The organism is Shewanella sp. W3-18-1, from assembly GCF_000015185.1.
GTDB classification, from domain to species: domain Bacteria; phylum Pseudomonadota; class Gammaproteobacteria; order Enterobacterales; family Shewanellaceae; genus Shewanella; species Shewanella putrefaciens.
The window spans coordinates 1,736,567-1,756,899 of sequence record NC_008750.1; the positions used below are offsets into that span (position 1 = coordinate 1,736,567).

General features: G+C 44.7%; 16 protein-coding genes. All 16 read right to left on the reverse strand.

The genetic code is table 11. From position 1 onward, the window contains the following. Positions 1 to 56: 56 nt before the first annotated feature. Complete coding sequence (locus tag SPUTW3181_RS08000; protein ID WP_041408157.1) at positions 57 to 2,495, reverse strand: S8 family serine peptidase; 2,439 nt, start codon at positions 2,493 to 2,495, stop codon at positions 57 to 59. A gap of 561 nt (positions 2,496 to 3,056) precedes the next feature. Next, the gene (locus tag SPUTW3181_RS08005) at positions 3,057 to 3,437 is read right to left on the reverse strand and encodes a rhodanese-like domain-containing protein (protein ID WP_041408159.1); all 381 of its coding nucleotides are present in this window, start codon (positions 3,435 to 3,437) and stop codon (positions 3,057 to 3,059) included. Between the two features lie 31 nt (positions 3,438 to 3,468). Continuing rightward, complete coding sequence (locus tag SPUTW3181_RS08010) at positions 3,469 to 3,681, reverse strand: DUF2892 domain-containing protein (protein ID WP_011788872.1); 213 nt, start codon at positions 3,679 to 3,681, stop codon at positions 3,469 to 3,471. 41 nt (positions 3,682 to 3,722) lie between these two features. Then, on the reverse strand, positions 3,723 to 6,950 hold the full coding sequence (locus SPUTW3181_RS08015) for an efflux RND transporter permease subunit (protein ID WP_011788873.1): 3,228 nt from the start codon (positions 6,948 to 6,950) through the stop codon (positions 3,723 to 3,725). A 25-nt stretch (positions 6,951 to 6,975) separates the two neighbouring features. Then, on the reverse strand, positions 6,976 to 7,998 hold the full coding sequence (locus tag SPUTW3181_RS08020; RefSeq protein ID WP_011788874.1) for an efflux RND transporter periplasmic adaptor subunit: 1,023 nt from the start codon (positions 7,996 to 7,998) through the stop codon (positions 6,976 to 6,978). 170 nt (positions 7,999 to 8,168) lie between these two features. After that, positions 8,169 to 8,885: an SIMPL domain-containing protein gene (locus SPUTW3181_RS08025; RefSeq protein WP_011788875.1), complete on the reverse strand. Its 717-nt coding sequence runs from the start codon at positions 8,883 to 8,885 to the stop codon at positions 8,169 to 8,171. 107 nt (positions 8,886 to 8,992) lie between these two features. Continuing rightward, entirely contained in the window at positions 8,993 to 9,379 is a 387-nt protein-coding gene (locus tag SPUTW3181_RS08030) for a VOC family protein (protein WP_011788876.1), read from the reverse strand. Between the two features lie 104 nt (positions 9,380 to 9,483). Beyond that, positions 9,484 to 10,791 (reverse strand): OmpP1/FadL family transporter, encoded by a 1,308-nt coding sequence (locus tag SPUTW3181_RS08035; RefSeq protein ID WP_025008718.1) that lies wholly within the window; start codon positions 10,789 to 10,791, stop codon positions 9,484 to 9,486. Between the two features lie 345 nt (positions 10,792 to 11,136). Continuing rightward, positions 11,137 to 12,588 (reverse strand): sodium/proline symporter PutP, encoded by a 1,452-nt coding sequence (gene putP / locus SPUTW3181_RS08040; protein ID WP_041408359.1) that lies wholly within the window; start codon positions 12,586 to 12,588, stop codon positions 11,137 to 11,139. Between the two features lie 156 nt (positions 12,589 to 12,744). Beyond that, positions 12,745 to 13,449 (reverse strand): DUF3379 domain-containing protein, encoded by a 705-nt coding sequence (locus SPUTW3181_RS08045; RefSeq protein WP_011788879.1) that lies wholly within the window; start codon positions 13,447 to 13,449, stop codon positions 12,745 to 12,747. After that, a complete protein-coding gene (locus SPUTW3181_RS08050) occupies positions 13,442 to 14,005 on the reverse strand; it encodes a sigma-70 family RNA polymerase sigma factor (RefSeq protein ID WP_011788880.1) in 564 nt (187 codons plus the stop codon). The genes SPUTW3181_RS08045 and SPUTW3181_RS08050 overlap by 8 nt, the downstream gene beginning before the upstream one ends. 75 nt (positions 14,006 to 14,080) lie before the next feature. Beyond that, a complete protein-coding gene (locus SPUTW3181_RS08055) occupies positions 14,081 to 15,724 on the reverse strand; it encodes a BatD family protein (RefSeq protein WP_011788881.1) in 1,644 nt (547 codons plus the stop codon). Beyond that, entirely contained in the window at positions 15,718 to 17,709 is a 1,992-nt protein-coding gene (locus tag SPUTW3181_RS08060; RefSeq protein ID WP_011788882.1) for a vWA domain-containing protein, read from the reverse strand. Before SPUTW3181_RS08060 ends, SPUTW3181_RS08055 begins: the two co-directional genes overlap by 7 nt. After that, on the reverse strand, positions 17,709 to 18,728 hold the full coding sequence (locus SPUTW3181_RS08065; protein ID WP_011788883.1) for a vWA domain-containing protein: 1,020 nt from the start codon (positions 18,726 to 18,728) through the stop codon (positions 17,709 to 17,711). The genes SPUTW3181_RS08060 and SPUTW3181_RS08065 overlap by 1 nt, the downstream gene beginning before the upstream one ends. Next, on the reverse strand, positions 18,722 to 19,285 hold the full coding sequence (locus SPUTW3181_RS08070; RefSeq protein ID WP_011788884.1) for a DUF4381 domain-containing protein: 564 nt from the start codon (positions 19,283 to 19,285) through the stop codon (positions 18,722 to 18,724). The genes SPUTW3181_RS08065 and SPUTW3181_RS08070 overlap by 7 nt, the downstream gene beginning before the upstream one ends. Positions 19,286 to 19,364: 79 nt before the next feature. After that, positions 19,365 to 20,318, reverse strand: a complete 954-nt coding sequence (locus SPUTW3181_RS08075; RefSeq protein ID WP_011788885.1) for a DUF58 domain-containing protein — start codon at positions 20,316 to 20,318, stop codon at positions 19,365 to 19,367. Positions 20,319 to 20,333 lie beyond the last annotated feature (15 nt).

A 20,333-nucleotide genomic window follows, 5' to 3' on the forward strand; every position in this document is an offset into this window, starting at 1 on the left:
CGCTGCTAAAAAAGAGCCTGCAATTGCAGGCTCTTATCATTGATACCGATATGTGGTTAGTTAAAACTGAGCTCCCAGCTATCGATATAACCAACGTCACCTCGGGAACTGTCTACGGCTTTTAACTTCCATATGCCGCTTGAGTCTGCCCCTGCCATATCCGCTGTATAGCTTTTGTTGATATTGTCTGTGCCTGCACCTGTATTGTTGTGCAGTGTAACCGTTTTACCTGAAGGGCTGATAAGCTGCACTTTCAAGTCACCAATGTAAGTGTGAACAATGTTCACTACCACAGTCACAGTGCCTGAGTCACCCGTACGAGTCACTGTGATTGGGCTAGTGATCCCTGCGGCTTTATTATCAGGGATGTTGTAGTTATCAGTATTGCTATAGCTTGTTGGCGCGCCGCCATCATTAGATGCTGTATAGCTTGCTGTTAACGACACACCGCTGAAGGCAGAATATCCCTTCACCATAGCGTAGTAAGTACCTGATTGTATATTGGTAATTGAGCAAGATTCACTATTGCCACTTTTATAGGGGCGGCAATCGTAGTTGGAGGTAGTTGGTGCTGCGCCGTATTGAACATATAAGTCAGCATCGCCTGTTCCACCATTCATCACAAAGCCTAGGTTTGTTGCTCCTTGTGGTACGTTAAAGGAGAAGTGTAACTCCTCACTCGCACTGCCGCTTAAGCCTGTTTTAGCCACACCGTTCACAAGTACACTATCGCCCGGTTCGGTTGGATCAACAGGATCGGTAGGACCATTACAAGAGGCATCCAAATAAGCTTTTGCGGCAACGGCATTGACTAGACCATAGCCGTAATAGTTATCACGGCCCGCAGTCCCAAGATCTTCTGCGGTCATTTTCAATGCGTTACGCACTTGCGCTGCACTACATTCTGGGTGATAACTCCATACTAATGTGGCTACGCCAGAAACATGGGGTGTCGCCATTGAAGTGCCGTTGTAGTACTCATAATCTTTGTTGCCTTGGTTACTGACGGTGACGGTTGCACCAATTTGATTACGTAGTGCTAAGCCAGTGGCACGATCCACCGAAACGGACACTAAATTAGCTTCGTTGTTGGCATCCACTAAGAAGGGGTTTTGCAGGCCTGGTAAGCTAGTGTTACTGAAAACAATGACCGCACTGGCACCTGCATTTTTACAGGCTTTTACGGCATTAATTTCTGGATAGCTAGTGCCCTGATTGCCGACGCGTTCAACTAAACAGATTTTATTGGTCATGTTGCCGCAGTTAAAACTTGTGCCGCTAACGGTACATTCTGCTAGTGCCGCTGTCGCCGTGCCATTAAACGGTGCGGGTACGTAGTTGCTACCTGATGAAACATATCGATTATGGGGTACAACACCTGCATCAAAATACGATTGGCTGCCAATTGTGATATCGGCTAGCCGTCCTTCACCACGGGTAACGGTAGAGAGCACCGCTTCACCGGGACCTGCGATTTCAACTTGATTTGTGTACTGGGAAAAGGCCGAGTGGTTTTTATTGCTGTCGACTGAAGCCACTGACATCACACTATCATAGGAAGCGGGGTAGCTGTGGGTGCTATTTCCCGCATTTCCTGCCGCGGCAATAAGTAGCACGCCATTATTATAATGGGCTGCCATCGCATTACGTTCAGTTGTACTCGAACCTGAGCCACCTAAGCTCATAGTCACAACATTGGCTCCGTTTGTAACACAGGTATCTATTGCTGAAACTAGGGATGAGGAGTAACCCCAGCCTGATTCGTTAAATACTTTAACGATATGAATATTGGCATTTTGATTTGGCATTACACCGACAACGCCATCGTTGTTGGCGATTGCGGCAATGGTACCTGCAACGTGGGTGCCATGGGCGTTGTTATTACCCGGTTCAAACCAGTTACCTGTGCCTGAGTTATTGGTACCTGTGACATTGTTACCATTGAGATCGCTATGCCCGCGATCGTAGCCTGAATCGATAATACAAATGGTACGATTACCCGCTTGGCTATCACTCAACTGGGTAGCACCCACATAGGTTTGTCCCCAAGGCGTGGTTTCGCTCAGAAAATGACGCGGTAAATCCTCCTCAACATATTCCACATCGGGTCTGGATTTTAATGCGCTAATCCCTTTGGCATCGAGTTTGACCGAATAGCTATTCGTGCGTCCAATACGCTTCATTTCTTTCGCTTGGACTTTATTCAGCGCACTGTGTTGAGCACTGATCTCAGCGACCATTGGCTGATAGTCCATTGTGGTAGGCAGAGCATCAACTTGGACACCCTCGGTTGATTGTAAATTATTGGCAGACATGGCCGCTGCTGTGTCAGCATTTTTGAATTTGACAATATACCGTTTAGGTAGTGGAGAGGTTTGTGCTTGCATTCCGGCGGCTAAATCAAGTGGTAGTGGCGCAGCATTTATCCCTACTGAAATAGCAATGGTTAAGCTTGATAGGCCTAAAGCTATTTTTGTGCCTTTATTTCTAGTCATATTTTCGTCCATGGTTAATTTAGTGTTAATCATTATTATTTTGTGTTTTTAAAGAATAACTACGACACAGATGCTACTCGGTTAGTGAATTTATCTTTGATAAAAAGATTTGTAAATTGATTGTTATATTTAGTAGTGAGGGGGCAATAGGCGTGTTTAACAGTCGTTATTTGTGAATAAAAATTCAATATGTAACATGTTGTAACGATTTTTAGGTGGCTTTAGATGTTTTTTTATGTGGATTACATGAATAAGTGAATGCGAATTTACGCGTTATTTCAGCCTTTGATGTGTAACTGCTATATCGTAATTCACTGATATTTAGTTATATATTAATTTTCCATTTAAAATTATTTTTTATACTTTTTTGTTATATTAAAAAAGAGGGCGGGGAGTAAGTGATTGATTATGCTTTCTTGCTGCAATTTGTAGTCAATGGTGTGGCATATGCCAATTTATTGGCCCACGACAAAGGAGTCACTGATTTTGCACGGTAAGGAAAATCAGCGCGATAAAAAAGCGCCATCATAAGGCGCTTTTAAGCAGTAAAAGTATTCTCCACTATCTTCGGGCTTCGATTAAACTCTGATAGGCACCAGCATCAAAGGCTTGGGTGTATCCTGCTGCAACTAAATCGGCTACGGCGATACCACTTCGCCGACCACTGCGGCAATACAGTACAACAGGCGTATCTTTAGGTATGCCTCGATTCATAAATTCTTGTGTTACTTGCTCAAAAGGAATATTAACGGCATTGGCGAGATGCCCCTCTGCAAATTCTTCAGGCGTTCTCACATCGAGCACCATGGCGCCGGCCACTATTTTCTCCCATGCCAAAGTGGGAGCTAGCTCTGTGGCCTTTGTCATTAATGGTACTAAAAATAGGCTAAATAATGCCATGTACAGCAGACCCTGACCGCGATGCATCAGTTTGTGGATCACGTCGACTCCTCCTAGAAAGATCATATCTTGATTAAGATTGTTTAGCGATTTCAGCCTCTGATTTTACCCCTAATTTACGTAACACTATGGCGGCAGGGCAAAAACCGGTGAAAGCACTTTGAAATAGATTAGCGCCAACAAAGGCGGTTAACCAGAGGAAGTTGTGGTGCACATAGGCGGTTAACACTAATGACAGTAATACCATCAATCCGGCAAAAGCCATTATGCTGCGTTCTAAAGACATATTTTACTCCTTGAGGCAGGGTTATACTGCCAGTATTGTGATTAAGCTATTGTTTCAATTTTGTTTATTCGATTTTTCATTGCTGCGTAGTACAGCACTGGGATCACAATAAGCGTCAATAGGGTAGAAATAAAAATACCAAAGATGAGGCTTATCGCTAGTCCGTTGAATATAGGATCGTCAAGAATAAACAGTGCACCTATCATGGCTGCTAATGCCGTCAGCATTATGGGTTTTGCTCGTACAGCACCAGAGTGGATAACCGCTTGCTCAAAGGGCACGCCAGACGCTGTCTCTTGATTGATAAAATCGACCAATAGTATTGAGTTACGCACAATGATCCCCGCCAGCGCTATCATGCCTATCATGGATGTTGCCGTAAATTGTGCTCCGAGTAAGGCATGTCCTGGCATTACCCCAATGATGGTCAGTGGGATAGGGGCCATAATAACGAGTGGCACAAGATAGGATTTAAACTGGGCCACAACGAGTAAATAAATGGCTATCATGCCAACGGCATAGGCAATACCCATATCTCTAAAGGTTTCGTATGTGATTTTCCATTCGCCGTCCCAAAGCACGGCGATTGAGTCTAGCCCCGTAGGTTGATGGATATAATGTTGAGCAAACCCTAAACCATCTACGCTATCAATATTACCCGCCATATCAAACATACCGTAAAGTGGGCTATCTAGTGGCCCTGACATATCTGCAATCACCATGACCATAGGGATCATATTTTTGTGGATAATAGGCGCATCAATCTTGCCACGTTTAATGGTGACAAGTTCTGAGACCGGGACAGATTGCCCCGTTTGGCTCTGTAATTTCATATTCAGCACTTGCTCTAAATCGACTTTTGCACCTTCTTTGAGTTGCAAGCGAATTGGAACAGGTTGTTTTTGTCGGGCTTGATGTAAGTAACTCACGTCTTTACCACCAACTGAGGTGGCAATAAGATCGACGATATTGCTATAGGGAACCGCCATCAGACTGGCTTTACTGCGATCGATCATCACTTGCCATTTTTGCTGGGCAGCAGGCAAAAAGATATCAATGTCTACAACATCTTTGGTTTCATGAAAGAGTGCTTGTAAGTCATAGGCTGCCTGTTCACGGATAGCGGCACTCGGACCATACACTTCTGCCACTATGGGAGACCAAACGGGTGGCCCTGGCGGCACTTCTACCACTTTAATATTGGCTTGATAGGGTTTGCCTATTTGTTGCAACTCATCCCTCACCGATGTCGCAATGCTGTGACTATCACGTTTGCGATGTTTTTTATCCACGAGATTGACTTGGATATCGCCAAGTTCTTGGCTGTTACGCAGGAAGTAGTGGCGCACTAAGCCATTGAAATTCATCGGTGCGTTAGTGCCAGCATATAATTGTACATGTTCAACTTCAGGCACAGTGGTAAGGTAGCGACTCAAATCTTGCAGCACCCTTTGGGTTTGCTCTACTGGCGTACCTTCAGGCATATCCACCATCACTTGGAATTCAGATTTGTTGTCAAAGGGCAGCATTTTAAGGACAACAAGTTGAGCAATGGGCAGCGCGACGGCAATACCAATCAGCACAAAGACGCCTGCGGCTAAGCCTATCCTTGCTTTACGTGCATTTTTACCGAGTAAAAACGGGCTGATAAGATGAGTAAAAAAACGCACCATTTTGTTGTCAGCTTCTTCACCATTCTGGGCCGGATGATTCGCATGGCTTTTAAGCAGTTTACGACTCAGCCAAGGCGTGACAATAAAGGCCACCACGAGGGAGATAAGCATCCCCATACTGGCATTAATCGGTATCGGACTCATATAAGGGCCCATAAGACCCGAGACAAATGCCATCGGTAATAATGCGGCTATTACGGTAAAAGTGGCCAGAATGGTTGGGCCGCCGACCTCATCTACGGCAATCGGAATAAGCTCACTAAAGGATTTTTTGCCGAGCGCCATATGCCTGTGAATGTTTTCTACCACGACGATGGCATCATCGACCAAAATCCCAATAGAGAAAATTAAGGCGAATAATGACACTCGATTTAAGGTAAATCCCCATGCCCAAGATGCGAAAAGGGTGATCGCGAGTGTGATAATAATGGCCACGCCTACCACTAAGGACTCACGGGCGCCCATCGTTAAGAAGACCAACATCACCACCGCACTTGTTGCAAAAATGAGCTTTAAAATAAGTGTGTTAGATTTATCTGCGGCGGTTTCGCCATAGTTTCGAGAAACGGTAACGTCCACATTCGCGGGTATCAGCACATTGTTGACCTTGGCGATACGATCCAATATCGCATCGGCAATATCAACGGCATTCTGTCCCGGTTGTTTGCCAATAGCGATTGTCACCGCGGGGTAAATATCGGTTTTATTTCCATGCCAGACGTTCTGTGTGGGGATATCACTCTTTAACGTAATATCGGCAATGTCCGCTAAATAAATGGGGATACTTTTGCCATTTTTATCTTTATAGACACTGACCACTAACTGCTTAATATCATCGATCGATTGTAAAAATTGACCCGCTTGAACTTTAATTTCTTGATTACCTTGCACCATCGAGACTGGCATCGAAATATGGTTATTATCGTTAAGACTTTGCCTGAGTGTGTCGTAAGTGAGGTTATAGCTATTCATTTTGGCTGGATCGATCCGCACATTGGCCACAATATTATGTTGACCAACAGTATAGATTTCGCGAGTGCCAGGAATACGTTTAATCTCAGTTTCTAATCCTAATGCCACATGAGTCAGTTCTTCAGCGGATGTGTTTTTATCCTTCGACCAGAGGGTTAGGCTAACAATTGGGACATCATCTATGCCTCGTGGTTTGATCAGCGGTTCTCCCACACCTGCACCTTGGGGCAATTTATCCATATTGGAATAAATTTGGTTATACAGGCTAACAATGGCATCGTTACGTGCGACGCCAACTTTAAAGATCACAATGATCAACGCGCCGTCGGGTTGGGAAAAAGAATAAAGGGTATCTATTCCCTTTATTTCGGAAATCACTTGCTCGGCAGGGAGAGTGACTAAGTTTTCAACCTCAGTTGGCGTCGCCCCGGGAAAGGGAATAAAAACATCGGCAAAAGTGACATCAATTTGCGGTTCTTCTTCCTTTGGTGTCACCAGAATAGCGAACAATCCCAATAGCAGCCCAAGTAGTGCTAATAATGGGGTGATCGCACTATTTTGGAATGCTGCAGCAATTTTGCCGGAAATGCCAAGTGTGGTGTGCAAAGTCGGTTCCTGTTTCATAAAACAACCTCAATAAAACAATAAGTCACTCAGGGCGAGATGACTTGTTTAGCAGCACTTGATAAGCATCTACAGCGACCTTGTCACCCGATCTTAATCCCGCCAGTACTTCGACCTCACCATCTACAGGTTCGGTGACACGCACTTGGGTGAGTACAAATTCGTTACCTTGTTTGAGATAGACGCTGCTGAGTTCATTCATTGTCAGTAATGCTGATATGGGCAATTGGATTTTTTCCCGCTCACCATTTTTAAATGTTGCTTTTGCCCACACACCTGGCTGGAGATTAGCTTCATCTTTAGGCAAATTAATTCGCACTTGATAACTGTGACTTACGGGATCGGCAAAGCTAAAGATAGTGAGATCCGTTGAGGTAAATTCGCGTCCATCGCTTAAGTGCACTCGAAATTGCGGTGCATCTTTTAGCTGATTGATGTAACGCTGTGGTACATGGGTTATTGCCCGCATTTGATGTTGTGAAAAACCTGAAAGTAGCGGTTGTCCTGGGCTGATTGATTCACCGAGTTGCACTAAACGTTCTGTCACTATGCCGCTAAAAGGTGCTGATACTACGGTATATTTTAATGATTCAGTCGCTTTAACGACTCTAGCTTGTGCTGCCCTAACTGCTTGCTCAGTGGCTTTAGCGTTGGCAGTGGCTTCATCCATCGCACCTTTAGAGATAGCGCCTTTTGGAAAGAGCTCTTTGTAGCGAGTATATTGGGCTTGGGCCTCGTTATTTAAGGCGTTGGCTTTGGCAAGTTCAGCTTCAAAGCTGGCTAATTCTGCCCCTTGTTCTTTACTGGTCATTTCGAGTAGTGCAGCCCCCTCGGGGACGATATCGTTGACATCATAATTGAGCTTAATGATGCGGCCAGAGGTTTGTGCTGAGACGGTTGCCGCTTTGACTGCCTCAATGGTGGCATCTAAAGTCACCCAATTGGCATAAGGTTTACTCAATACTTCAAGGGTTTCGATAGTATTCGCTTGGATTTGTGCGCTTGATAAAGCGACAACTAAGAGTAAAGCGCGGGAAGTAGGCATCATCACTAGTATCACCTCATACACGGTTAATGAGAAAATTCTAATGGAGTTGTTTTCAATAGGCAATCAATATTTATTAGAAAAATTTAATGTTATGGGTTTCCCTAATTTAGGAATAAGACGAACAAACGTCTTATTCCTATGTTTCAATGAGTTATGATTAAGCCTGAAATTTAGTCATTCAAATAATAGGTCAATGTTGAAACAATCCTAATTTGTTTAATGTAAGGCGTGCTGCTGTCGCGGTCTGAAATCGTAAACTGGCCTTGACTCGCGCTTTTAATTTTCCCGAGGCGAGAATCCGAATCTTTAGCAAATTTTTCAGCCACTTCGCGGGCATTTTGAGTAGCCTCTTGTACCATGGTTGGCTTGACTGTATTGAGTTCAGTAAAGAGGAATTCAGTTCGGTTCTCATAGTCTTGGCTTGCAATAGCAATACCTTCTTTCGCCAGATTAATCATTTGTTTGCGGGTATTTAACATTAAATCGATTTGCGGGGTGTAAATGGATAAATTCACTTTTGCCGAGTAACGGTATCTGACGTTGGGATCGACATAACCTTGAGCTTGACGATCTTCAATGGACGGCAGTGAGATTGTGATTTCTGTGTCGCTAAAGCCTTGCTCTTTTAAAAAGCTAACCACGCGGTCGGTTTTTTGTTGTACAGTTTCATAGAGTTTTGGCAGGTTATTATCGACCTCAGTGAAATTGATAGGCCAAATAGCCACATTGGCTTTGACTTCTTTTTCAGCCAGCCCTTTTACCGTGACAGTCCGTTCCATGGCTTTCATTTCAAGCAATGCGGAGCTTGCACTGTGACCCACATAAATGAGTCCTGCACATAAGAAACCACCCAATAATAGGGCGGGGAGTGTGTTTGTTTTTTCCATGGGGCAATCTCTTCGTTAGATAACTCAAGCTACGATACCCAATAAACAGGGGCGGTGCACTGGGTTTATTCCGAATGTTCGCCGCTTTAATGAGGTCTAGCAATAGCTTAGTTTTTGAAAGGTATGGCACTGGGCTGCCATAGTTCAACTTTGTTACCATCGGGGTCGATAAACCAACCGAAACGACCAAATTCAGAGTCTTCGATGATACCGACTTGCTGACCACCCCCTTCAATCACCTGCACGAGTGCTTGTGCCAGATCGTCAACGATAAAGTTGAACATAAAATTTTTATCCGAGGGCGAGAAATAGTGAGTAGTTTGAGCTAATGGGGTCCAAACATGATAGCCAGGCGTGGGTTTATTATTATGGTAGAACGCGGCACCGCCCCAGTTTTCAATGGGGACTTGAAGGTGGTTTTTATACCAAGTTGCCAAGGCAATAGGGTCTACACTTTTAAAGAAAATCCCACCGAGTCCAATGACTTTAGCCATAGCCGTAGCTGCATTAAGGTGTATGTGGATTAACTGTAGGCAATAAATGGACAAGATACAAAAAAGCCGCAAAAAATGCGGCTTTAAAGTAGATTCATGCTCAATTAGAACTGATAACTGTACTGTACTGAGTAGTACATACCGCTTGATTCCGTAATTGCATTGACGGGACCTGTAATAGCGCTATTTTCAATTAAGTGAACTTCTTCACCTTTAACATAGGCGATACCAAAATCAACCGTATTTTGCGAGTTTACATGGTAGCTCATACCTGCAGTAAACCAATTGCGATCTGAGTCTGGAATAGAGATAGAGCTAATTTCATCCACTACGCCTTGATCGTGCATGTAACCCGCGCGAACTGTAAATTGGTCATTGATAGTGTATGTACCACCCAGACTCATTAACCATGAGTCCTTCCATTGATACTCTTTGAGAGCGATATCACCAGCATTGATTGACATACCTGCACCGGCTTGACCAGGGAGAATGGTCGCTACACCATCTTTCGCTGTAATTTGGTGAAAGTCACCCCATTTAGTGAATTGGGCTGTGTAGTGCAACGCAAATTTAGGTGTTAGTTGATGGAAACCTGCAAATTGGAAGATATCCGCTAATGGCACATCAAGGCTATCAAAGCTGGTGGCAAGTTTGGTTTGTGCCCCAAGTCCTAGTGCGGATAAATCCTTAGTAGAAATGGTATTAACATCACCTTTAACATTGACCGTTGGGCTAAAGCGGTAACTTAAACCAAAACGGTTTTCTTTATTAAGCTCAATGGTTGCCCCTACAATCCCACCTAATGCCCAGCCATCGGCATCGACGTCAACGATAGGCGTGGTTCCGGCATCGCGAGTGAGGCGGCCTTCACCATAAACACCATCAAGACCTGCACCGATACTGAACATATCGTTTATGCGGTATGAAACACTGGTATTAAAGTTAACTGTGGTGACTTCTGTTTTACCTAAAAGGTCAAAGGGCGCTAAAGGCTCATTTTTAGACAGAGAACTGGCATCTGTGCCTGTACCGAAATTTGAGAATACGGCAAAACCTACTGCGAATTTATCGTTAATAGGGTGGATATAGAAAAGGTTAGGGATAAGTTTTGTGCTGCCCGCATCATCGATGCTGCCAAGATCGATTGCACCGCCCGCAAAGTTAACATCTTTTACATCAACGGTAATATCAACATAGGTTAAACCAACAGAGAGTGCATCTTTATCAAATAATGCCATAGCAGCAGGGTTGCGTGACAGAACAGAAGCGTTATCGGCAATCACAGCATCACCAGAAAATGCCCGTCCAATGCCGGTTGCGGATTGGCTATTGAGCTGGAAACCCGCTGCCAAGGTCTGCGTGCTTGCTAATGCGACCGAAACGGCAATGAGTGTCTTGTTGAATGTTTTCATTATTATTCTCTCAATTTTTATCATTATTGGATTTTTGTTCGTCTTTCGTCCCCAGAACAATAGTCAAATCCTTTTAAAGTCTTCGGCATCTTAGGGATCGAATGTAACCTCAACAAGTCCGACCAGATTTAAGTTTTTGTTAATTTTCAGTTAATTAAATGGTGTTGTGACTGTGTTTTTTGTTAGGTGTGATTAAATGGTCTGGCCAGACGCTTGATATGAAGGAGTTTGAGAAAACCATAGGGTTTAAATGTAGGTTAATAGTTTGTAAGTAAGGGTTTGCTGATAAAAAAGATACAAAATGTAAAAAGCGTACAAGTGTACGCTTTTTATCAAACCAGAGGTTTACAGTGTGGACTTAAATTGCTCAAACTCTGCCATAATTTTGGCATTAGGTGCAGACAATTTACTGACAACAACTCCTGTCATTATCGCCAAAATAAAGCCGGGTAGAATTTCATATACATCAAAAATTCCCCCCGTTAATTGTTTCCAGATCACCACGGTTAAGGCGCCAACAATAATAGTAGCAATGGCACCATTGCGGCTATATTTTTTCCAAAATAGGGATAACAAGACAACGGGACCAAAGGCTGCCCCAAAGCCCGCCCAAGCATAACTCACTAGACTGAGTACGCTGCTCTCAGGGTTCAGTGCAATGATGCCCGCAATCACAGCGATAGCGAGTACGCCTAAACGACCCACCATCATTAACTCTCTATCATCAGCAGCAGGTCTTAGCCATTTGCGATAAAAATCCTCAGTAATAACGCTTGAGCAAACTAAAAGTTGCGAATCGATTGTGCTCATAATGGCCGATAAAATAGCGGCGATTAATAGACCACCAATCCATGGATTAAAGGCCGCTTGAGCTAAATGAATAAAAACCGTTTCGGCGTTCGCTAAGGGCGTTGTTGCAAAATATACCGAACCCGCCAAGCCTGTTGCTAGAGCACCAATAAGTGAAAGTATCATCCAGCTCATAGCAATACGGCGAGATAGTGGTAGTGCATTAGCACTGCCAATCGCCATAAAGCGTGACAGAATATGTGGTTGACCAAAATAACCCAGTCCCCAAGCAAGGAGCGATATCATACCTATGGTGGTCGTTTTATCATTGACGAGTGCCAGCATGGCAGGGTCAATAGCGTCAATTCCCGCATGGGTTTCTGGGTGGGAAAAAATCGCAAAAGGGATAATCAATAATGCGATAAGCATCAGACAACCTTGAAAAAAATCAGTCCAACTGACCGCAAAGAACCCACCAATAAAAGTGTAGCCAACAATAATAGCTGAGCCAATCACTAAGGCTGCGGTGTAATCTAAACCAAAGACCTTTTCAAATAAAATGGCACCCCCCACCATACCTGAAGAGGCATAGAACGTAAAAAAGACTAAGATAGTGACGGCTGAAACGAGCTTGAGGTAGCCTTGATTATCGTGGAAGCGTTTTTCAAAAAAATCCGGAAGGGTGAGGGCATTATCGGCCAATTGAGTGTAAATTCGCAGACGTTTTGCCACAAATAACCAGTTAAGCCACGCGCCAAAAATAAGACCGATCCCAATCCATGCAGCACTTAAACCACTTAAGTATACAGCGCCGGGTAAGCCGAGTAATAACCAGCCTGACATATCTGACGCCCCAACGCTAAGTGCCGTAACAGCGGGCCCCATCTTACGTCCACCTAAAATATAGTCATCAACAGTATCCGTGGCGCGGTAAGCCCAAAAACCGATGGCCATCATTAATACTAAATAACCTACAAATGTGATTAAAATTGGGTTTTCGATCACCATAATTGCCCATACCATCTTTTTATTATTAAAAGTGGCAAGCATGCTACCAGATGTTTGAGCAAGAACCCATTAGTAGATGGAAATGTGATCAAAATCTAACATGCGATGTGTATAAATATCTAAGGCCGATTTAAAAACTATTTAGATAATATAGGGTTAAATAAATATATTTTGGATTTCTTGTTTTACAAAACGAAGATCAGCTTGATCTTCAGCTACAAGTAAAATAAATGCCTCTGCAGTTTCAAAGCCTATTCCCTGATATTTACTGTCGGAAAAGGTGTGATCCAAAACCATACGTTTCTCAAGAGGCACAATAAAAAGTGTGACTTTTCCTTGCTGCCCTTGCAGGACTAAATGCAGACTTTTCACCCCTTGAAAATCACAGTACGAGGTGAAATAAACCTTACCCGGCTGCTGTGTGAATTTGACTCTACCAAGGTTGTTTATCGAAGCAAGTTGAGCATTCAATTGGTTAACATTGACGTTTTGATCGATATGTAACGCAATATTTTCATGGTACACATGAGCCAGAGCATGCGCTGCTAAATCGACAGGGCCTAACCGTAATAAACTAAAACTTACCCCGACCACAAAGGCGATAGAGGCAGCCATTGCGACTAAAAAGCCTGTTTGACGGCGCTGTTTATGGTGTTGTTGTAACTGTTGGCGCAAAATAAGTTTGTCGGCTAAATCTTCTGGAACATCGATTTTGAGTGCATGCATTAATTTGGCATCTAAGCCCTTTAGCTCATTAACCAGTGCCAGATGTTCACTCTTCTGACGCATTTGTGCGAGAAACTCGGGATCTTGATTATGAGGATCTTCAAAAGCTTGACGTCTAAATTTAAGCTCATCCATTGGATTGACCTCTTACATCATTTTTTTCAAGTAGCTCTTTCAACTGATTTCTAGCCCTAAATAAGCGCGTCATCACGGTATTACGATTAAGCTCCATCAGTTCAGCTATTTCATCGCCGCTAAAGCCACCAATGAGTTGTAATAGCAACGGTTCACGATATTCCATATCTAACTTGGCAATGTGCCTACGGATTAAATATTGTTCAACTAACTCTTCACTACTATTGCCAAGCGTATCTTCTAATGTGTCTTGCTCGATATCAGCATAATCAAATTGTTTACGTTCAAAACGCCGCGCATTTTCTCGTCTAAGGATAGTGATTAACCACGCCTTTGCAGCTTTATCATCTTTAAGTGAATCTAAAGCACGCCACGCCCGCAGGAAGGTTTCCTGAGTAATATCTTCAGCCACGTGTTTATCACCACATAGCCAATAGGCATAACGGAAAATATCGGCATGGAGTGCCTTGACTAGGCTGTTGTATCGTCGTTGCTTGCTCATCATGTCTGAAGAGACCGCAGGCTGAGCGGATTTATTTCGCCAAGAAGCAAACATTTTTATACTTCGTTTTTTATTTTAGTATTCACTATTTCTAGCTCATTTATCTATGTCTACCTTATTTATCTATGTCTACCTTGGATTAAGTGGACTTAAAGGGGCATGGACTTTCGAGGGCAGAGTAAACTCACTGGCTTTAACGGCGTTAAGCAATGCATTGGCGGCGTCACTTAAGCGATGTTGGCTTTCAGTTGTGTTGCCTTTGGCGCTATAGGCGATGCTTTGCAGCCGATTAATCGCCTCCGCAAGTTGGGGAGAAAGCGCCGCAATTTTATCTAATGTCATGGTATTGCCAGTGGTGTGGCTAAAATGATGCTGCAATTGCGATAAAATATCGCTGGTATTGCCGCTAGCGCAGGCTTGTTCTAAGCCTTTTAAACTTTGTATTGGTGCAGCTTTTGGATGTGGAGTTGCAACGATAGTCGTTTTATGTGTCAGCGCGCGGCGCCATGCCACGAATGTGACGAGCCACAACATGGCAAAAAGAGCACTCACCCAAGGCCAATAATTTTCGGTATCGCTGTCAACTTGCCAAGTAGGTTGCACTGTAGCGTCAGGAACGGCTCCACCTTTAACGACTATGGTACGTGCTGGGAGCGTAGCGGTTTCTTGGCGTTTAAGGTGTGGATTCCACCAAGGGACGTTAACTTCCGGCAAGATGAATGTGCCCGCTTGGGTTGGCACTATTGCCGAGGTAATACTGTACTGGGAGACAATTTGTGCATCGCGTACAAAGGTTTGGCGTTGAGGTTTTTCTGGGTATTGCTTTAATTCATTGGGTAAATCTTGCATAACATCTGGCAGACTATTTTCATCGGCATTTGACGCTAACAGCGTGATTGTTCGAGTAATCGGATTGCCAAGGGTAAATTCTTTACTCTCCTCAGGGAAATTTTCTTTGAGTACGACAAGATCTGCCACTAACCATTGGCCTTGAAAACTTGCTGGTGCGGGTTCTACTTGTACTGTCAATGACGGTGCACCAGCTTGCATAGGACGGCTTTCATTAAAGCCAAACATACCGCCACGGCGTTGAGATTCGACTAATACATCACCCGAGAAGGTCGCGCCTTTGATATTCACTTGACCGGGTAAGTCGGGAATAATGCCATAGGTGCGTTCAATTACACGGTAACGACGACCATCAACAATTTCTGAGCCATCTTTATCTTCACCAATCTGCTTAATTTGTGCGCCTTCAATGACGGGAGCATTCAATACCCCCCGTTGTAACTCTACCGCCAGATAGAGTTTTACCTTGTAAGTGATCAATTGGCCGACATAGGCCTCATTGGTTGAGACTTTGGCATCAATAAACAGATTGTTTGTTTGTGTGACTTGGCTGCCGCTATCAACCACTTTGAGCGGAATAGGAGCAGAATTTACACCATCAATACTGAACGCTGGGATCGTTAATTGTCCCTTTTGTTTTGGTGCTAGGAGCACTTGCCAACGCGTCTCTTTTACCGCATCAAAATTCATTATCTGGGTGCTGCGACTCACGCTAGTACGGCCGACGATAAAGTCTTTTAATAGGGCTGATGTGTCGAGTTTAGCCGTATCAATTTCATCATCAGCACTGATATTTAGCACAAAGTACTCGCCCTCCATCACGGGGTTTCGATCAACTGAAGCCTCCAGCTTAGTGATGGCATATACGGGGTGAGTTACTCCAATAATAAGGAGTAAGAGGATAAAAAATTGTCTGATTACCACTGTTCGTTATCCCTTAATATTTGGCCATTTTGACGGCGTTTTTGGTATTCCAATTGCATTTTATTACGCAATAACACTTGTGGATCTTCACTCACGCCCCGTAGGGCTCGCTGCATTTCTGGTGGCAGTGGTTCGCTATTCATGGGCGGCTCGAGTGATTCAGTTATTGTAGCGTCTTGTTTATCTGGTGTATTTTTCTCAGGAGCTTCCTTGGCACCAAGGTTTTGTTTTTCTTGCTCAGCAGATTGCTCTGTATCGGCTTTCGCCTGTGCTTGCATTTTTGCTTCATTCTCTACAGGCGCATTTTCTTGTGTTTCATCGCTATCACTCTGATTATGACCATTCAGCTTCTCTTGTTCTGGCGGTTGTTCATCCTCTTTTTGCTGCTCAAGATTTTGATCCGCGTTGGCATTATCCTGTTGCTCTTTAGATCCTTGTTCTGCTTGCTCTGATTTATTTTGCTGAGATTTATCTTGGTCAGGCTGCTGTTGCTCCTGTGATGCTTGACTGCCTGATTGTTGCTCATTCGATTGTTGCTCGCCATTGTCTGATGAGTTTTGTTGATCCCCTTGTTGACCTTGGTTTTTATTCTGTTGATCATTTTTACTTTGCTGTTGCTGCTCTTCTAATAGTTTTTCAGCAAGGGCAAGATTAGCCTTTGCATCGGGAAAGTTGGGTTGTTGTTCAAGCGCCGCTTGATAGCGTTCCTTAGCTTTATCGGGTTTACCGAGTTGCATCAATGCATTACCTTGATTGTATAGGCCTTGGGCTGAGCTATCTTGCTCGAAGGTTTTTAACGCTTGCTCATAATCCCCCGCTTTATATTGTGCGCTGCCACGCCATTGGGGCGACTCAAATTGTTTCGCAGCGTTGGAATAATCTTGGGATTGATAGGCCTGCATCGCTTGTTGATCTGCGGTTTGCCATAAATCATTCCACAGACTGGCTTGGGCTGGCTGAGGCACTGCCGCGAGCAGTAAGCCGCCTGTAAGAGTGACGAACCCAATACTGGCTACGATTCCTTGTCTAAAGCTGAAAAGGGCGGGTAGCAGTAATAATAATGCGAGGTAAGGACCGAGATCCTGCCAAGTTTCGCCATCTAAATCCGTGGCTTTAGCATCACCCGTTTCACTCAACCACTGCTGTAATTGGAGTAAATCGTTACCATCGGTGCGATTTTGGATTAATGTGCCTTTATAGTTCGTTGCCAGTTTTTGTAATAAGGCAAAGTCAGTGCTGGCTACCACGACTTCATTACTGCTATCGCGCTGTAATTGTCCATCAGGTAGCCGGATTGGCGCACCTTGGCTCGTTCCAAAAGCGATAATCGCGAGGCGATATTGCGTGCCGCTTAATGCTGAGTTGGCCTCATTAAATTGGTGCGGGGTAATACCATCTGTCATTAGGATAATATCACCACGGATATGACCACCTTGGGCCAGTAGCATTTTGGCTTGGATTAGCCCTGCCGTTAAGTTTGAACCACGCACTGGCATGATCTCAGGACTTAAGGTCGGCAGTAAATTGAGTAGTGTGCCAGTATCACGGGTTAAAGGACTGATAGTAAAGGCATCGCCGGCAAAGGCGACTAAACCTGTTTCACCTTCTTTAAGATTACGCAGCAGATCGGTTGCCCTAAATTTGGCTTGGGTTAATCGATTCGGCGCAAGATCGGTGGCGAACATCGACACAGACATGTCCATGACTAACACGCGACCTTGCTCTGCGGCAAACACAGGTAAGGACTGTTTATTCACAGCAGGCCCGGCGAGTGCAAAAGTTGCAATCAGCCAAGTGAAGGCTAATAAATGCAACGGACGGCGGGATTTATTACTGCCTTGGGTGACCAATATCTTGGCTAAGTGCGGTGCAATATAACGGTTCCAAGCACTGTGGTTTTGGTGATGTCGCCATAAAATCAATAACACTAAGGCTAGTGGTAATAGTGCGAATAGCCATTCGGGACGAATAAAATGCAGGCTCATTATTTAATTTTCCCCTGTGAAGTGGTGGCGACAGAGGGTTTAACGCGGCGTACCGCAAAGATTGGCAATTGAGCAAGGGCAATCCACAGACTTGTGAGAAGTGCTAATGCTAGCGGCCAATAGAATAATTCGACCTGTGGACGATAGCTTAATTGATCGCGACTTACAGGCTCGAGTTTATCGATTTCTTGGTAAATCTGGTCTAGCTCTTGGCTGTTACGGGCGCGAAAATAGCGGCCGTGGGTGACGTCGGCGATATGCTTAAGCTGGTTCTCATCTAAATCCATCGAAGGGTTAACCCGCTCGCGGCCAAAGAGTGTACGGCGCTCCATTACATCGGCCCCGACACCCACAGTGTAAATAGTGACTTTGCGATTTGCGGCAATTTGTGCCGCCTGTTCAGGTTCAATATTACCCGCGTTATTAGAGCCGTCGGTCAATAAAATCAGTACTCTGTTACTCTCATCAATTTTATCGAAACGCTTAACGGCTAAAGCGATGGCTTCGCCAATGGCCGTTTGTTTACCCACTAAGCCGATTTGCGCTTCCTTTAAAAATTGCGCCACTGAACGTCTATCCTGCGTGAGCGGCGCTTGTAAATAAGCGTGATCGGCAAATAAAATTAAGCCGATACGATCACCTTTACGGCGTTCAATAAAGTCACTGACGACGTGTTGGATTAAAGTGAAACGGTCGACAGTTTTGCCATTTACCACCATATCTTCAATTTGCATACTGCCAGATAAATCCACCGCCATCATCAAATCGCGCCCTTTGCTTGGTAGTTCTATAGGATCGCCAAGCCACTGCGGGCGAGCAATAGCGAGCACTAACAAGCTCCACATCAACCAATAGCGTTTACGGCTTTGGCGCGTGTTGGCCGCTAAGCTTTGTTTGCCCGTTTGGCTTATTCCGGGTAATTGCAGACGGCCACCATCCACTTGTACTGTGTGTTGACGCCAAAAAATCAAAGGTAAGGGTAATAACACCAATAACCAAGGCCATGTAATTGTTAACATTGTGCCTCCGTTTGTTGAGTGTTAGTTGGGTGGATTTGCGTATGAGTCGGCTCAGGCGCACTCAGTTTTGTTTTCGATGTCAACCAAGCCTGTGCCAGTTGATGCAATTCATTAGTTTCAGCTAAGGTCAACGGCGTTGGCTGATGGCGTTTGGCTAGCAAAGGGCCGATCCGTTGGCGTTTATGCTCGGGTAAATAGCTGTCTAGCCAAGTCGCCCAAGCCTCACCATCTAAGGGGGCTATCGCTTCTCTGCTGAGGTAACTCATGGCGGTACGTTTTAATACACTATTGACGTCAGAGACATAGGAAGGTGCTTGCCTATCAAGCCTATTCAGTAACTGCTTGGCGGCTTTTTTCGGCGCTAAGTCACGGGCGCGTTTTCTTAGCCAGATAGCTAAGAGTGTAATGAGGGCAATCACAAGTACTAAAACCAGCCAATAACCGATTGCCCATGGCCAAGCGCCAATAGGATCGGGGACTATGATGTCTTTCAACTCCGCGAGTATCGTGGGGTTGACTTGATCCAAGGTCGCTGGATTCACTGTTTGTGTATTCACTCTGTCTGACTCACTTTTACATGGTTTGAATTTACACTTGTCATATTGTCTTTGCTTGACTGATTGGCGCTAAATTGACCTATTGCAATAGGGTTAATTGACCCGCGAGGGGAATCGCTGCATCAATAAGTTGAGTGCGTACTCGTAATTTTTGCATCATGGCAACAAAGTTATCCTGTTGGCGCTGTTGTTGTAAAAGCCACGCTTGATAGCTATGTGGAGTTAACACAAGATCTTGATTTGCTTCGCGTACCGGTAAACTAAATTGCTTGGGTAAAGTCAAGGTTCCTTGCCTTAGTGGATCGGTAATAAGGTAGGCACCCATATCGCAATGTCGTTTAAGCTCGGTTAGGGGGGCTAAACATTGGGGGCTAAAATGGCTGCCATCTGTCACTATCCAAACCAAGGAGCCGGGTTTGGCGATACGTTGTAATCGCTGACAGGCACGCAGGATATGATCAGGATCGCGCTGATGATTTCCCATATGATTGAGCTGATTTTCGTGTACACGGCAAAGGCCTGAGATCAATTGTAATATGCCTTGGCGACGGCTACGGGGTTTGAGCTCTAGATGCTCAGATTCGCTGGCGATCAAGGCGCCGAGCCTGTCGCCATGGTTAATTGCATTCCAACCTAAGGTGGTCGCAAGGTGTCCTGCTTGCACCGATTGCAGCAATAAACTCGAGCCAAAATAGAGGCTTTGGCTCAGGTCGATTAACAATAAAATAGGGCGCTCACGTTCTTCGACAAATAATTTAGTGTGAGTTGTGCCTGTACGAGCGGTAACGCGCCAATCAATGGTGCGCACATCGTCGCCCTGTTGGTAGTGGCGCACCTCGGCAAACTCCATTCCGCGGCCTTTGATTAAGCTGCTGCGATGGCCCGCTAAGTTAGCGCGGGCACGGCTATAACGCTCTGGCATAGCGCGAGCGATATTTTGGCACGCCAGCAGCTCTTGCTCGGTTAAATGCAAGCCATCGGCAAAAAGCGGCAAGCCATCGACCGAGGCTGAGAGTCGCGCTGTGTCACTCATCTTATTTCACCTTTA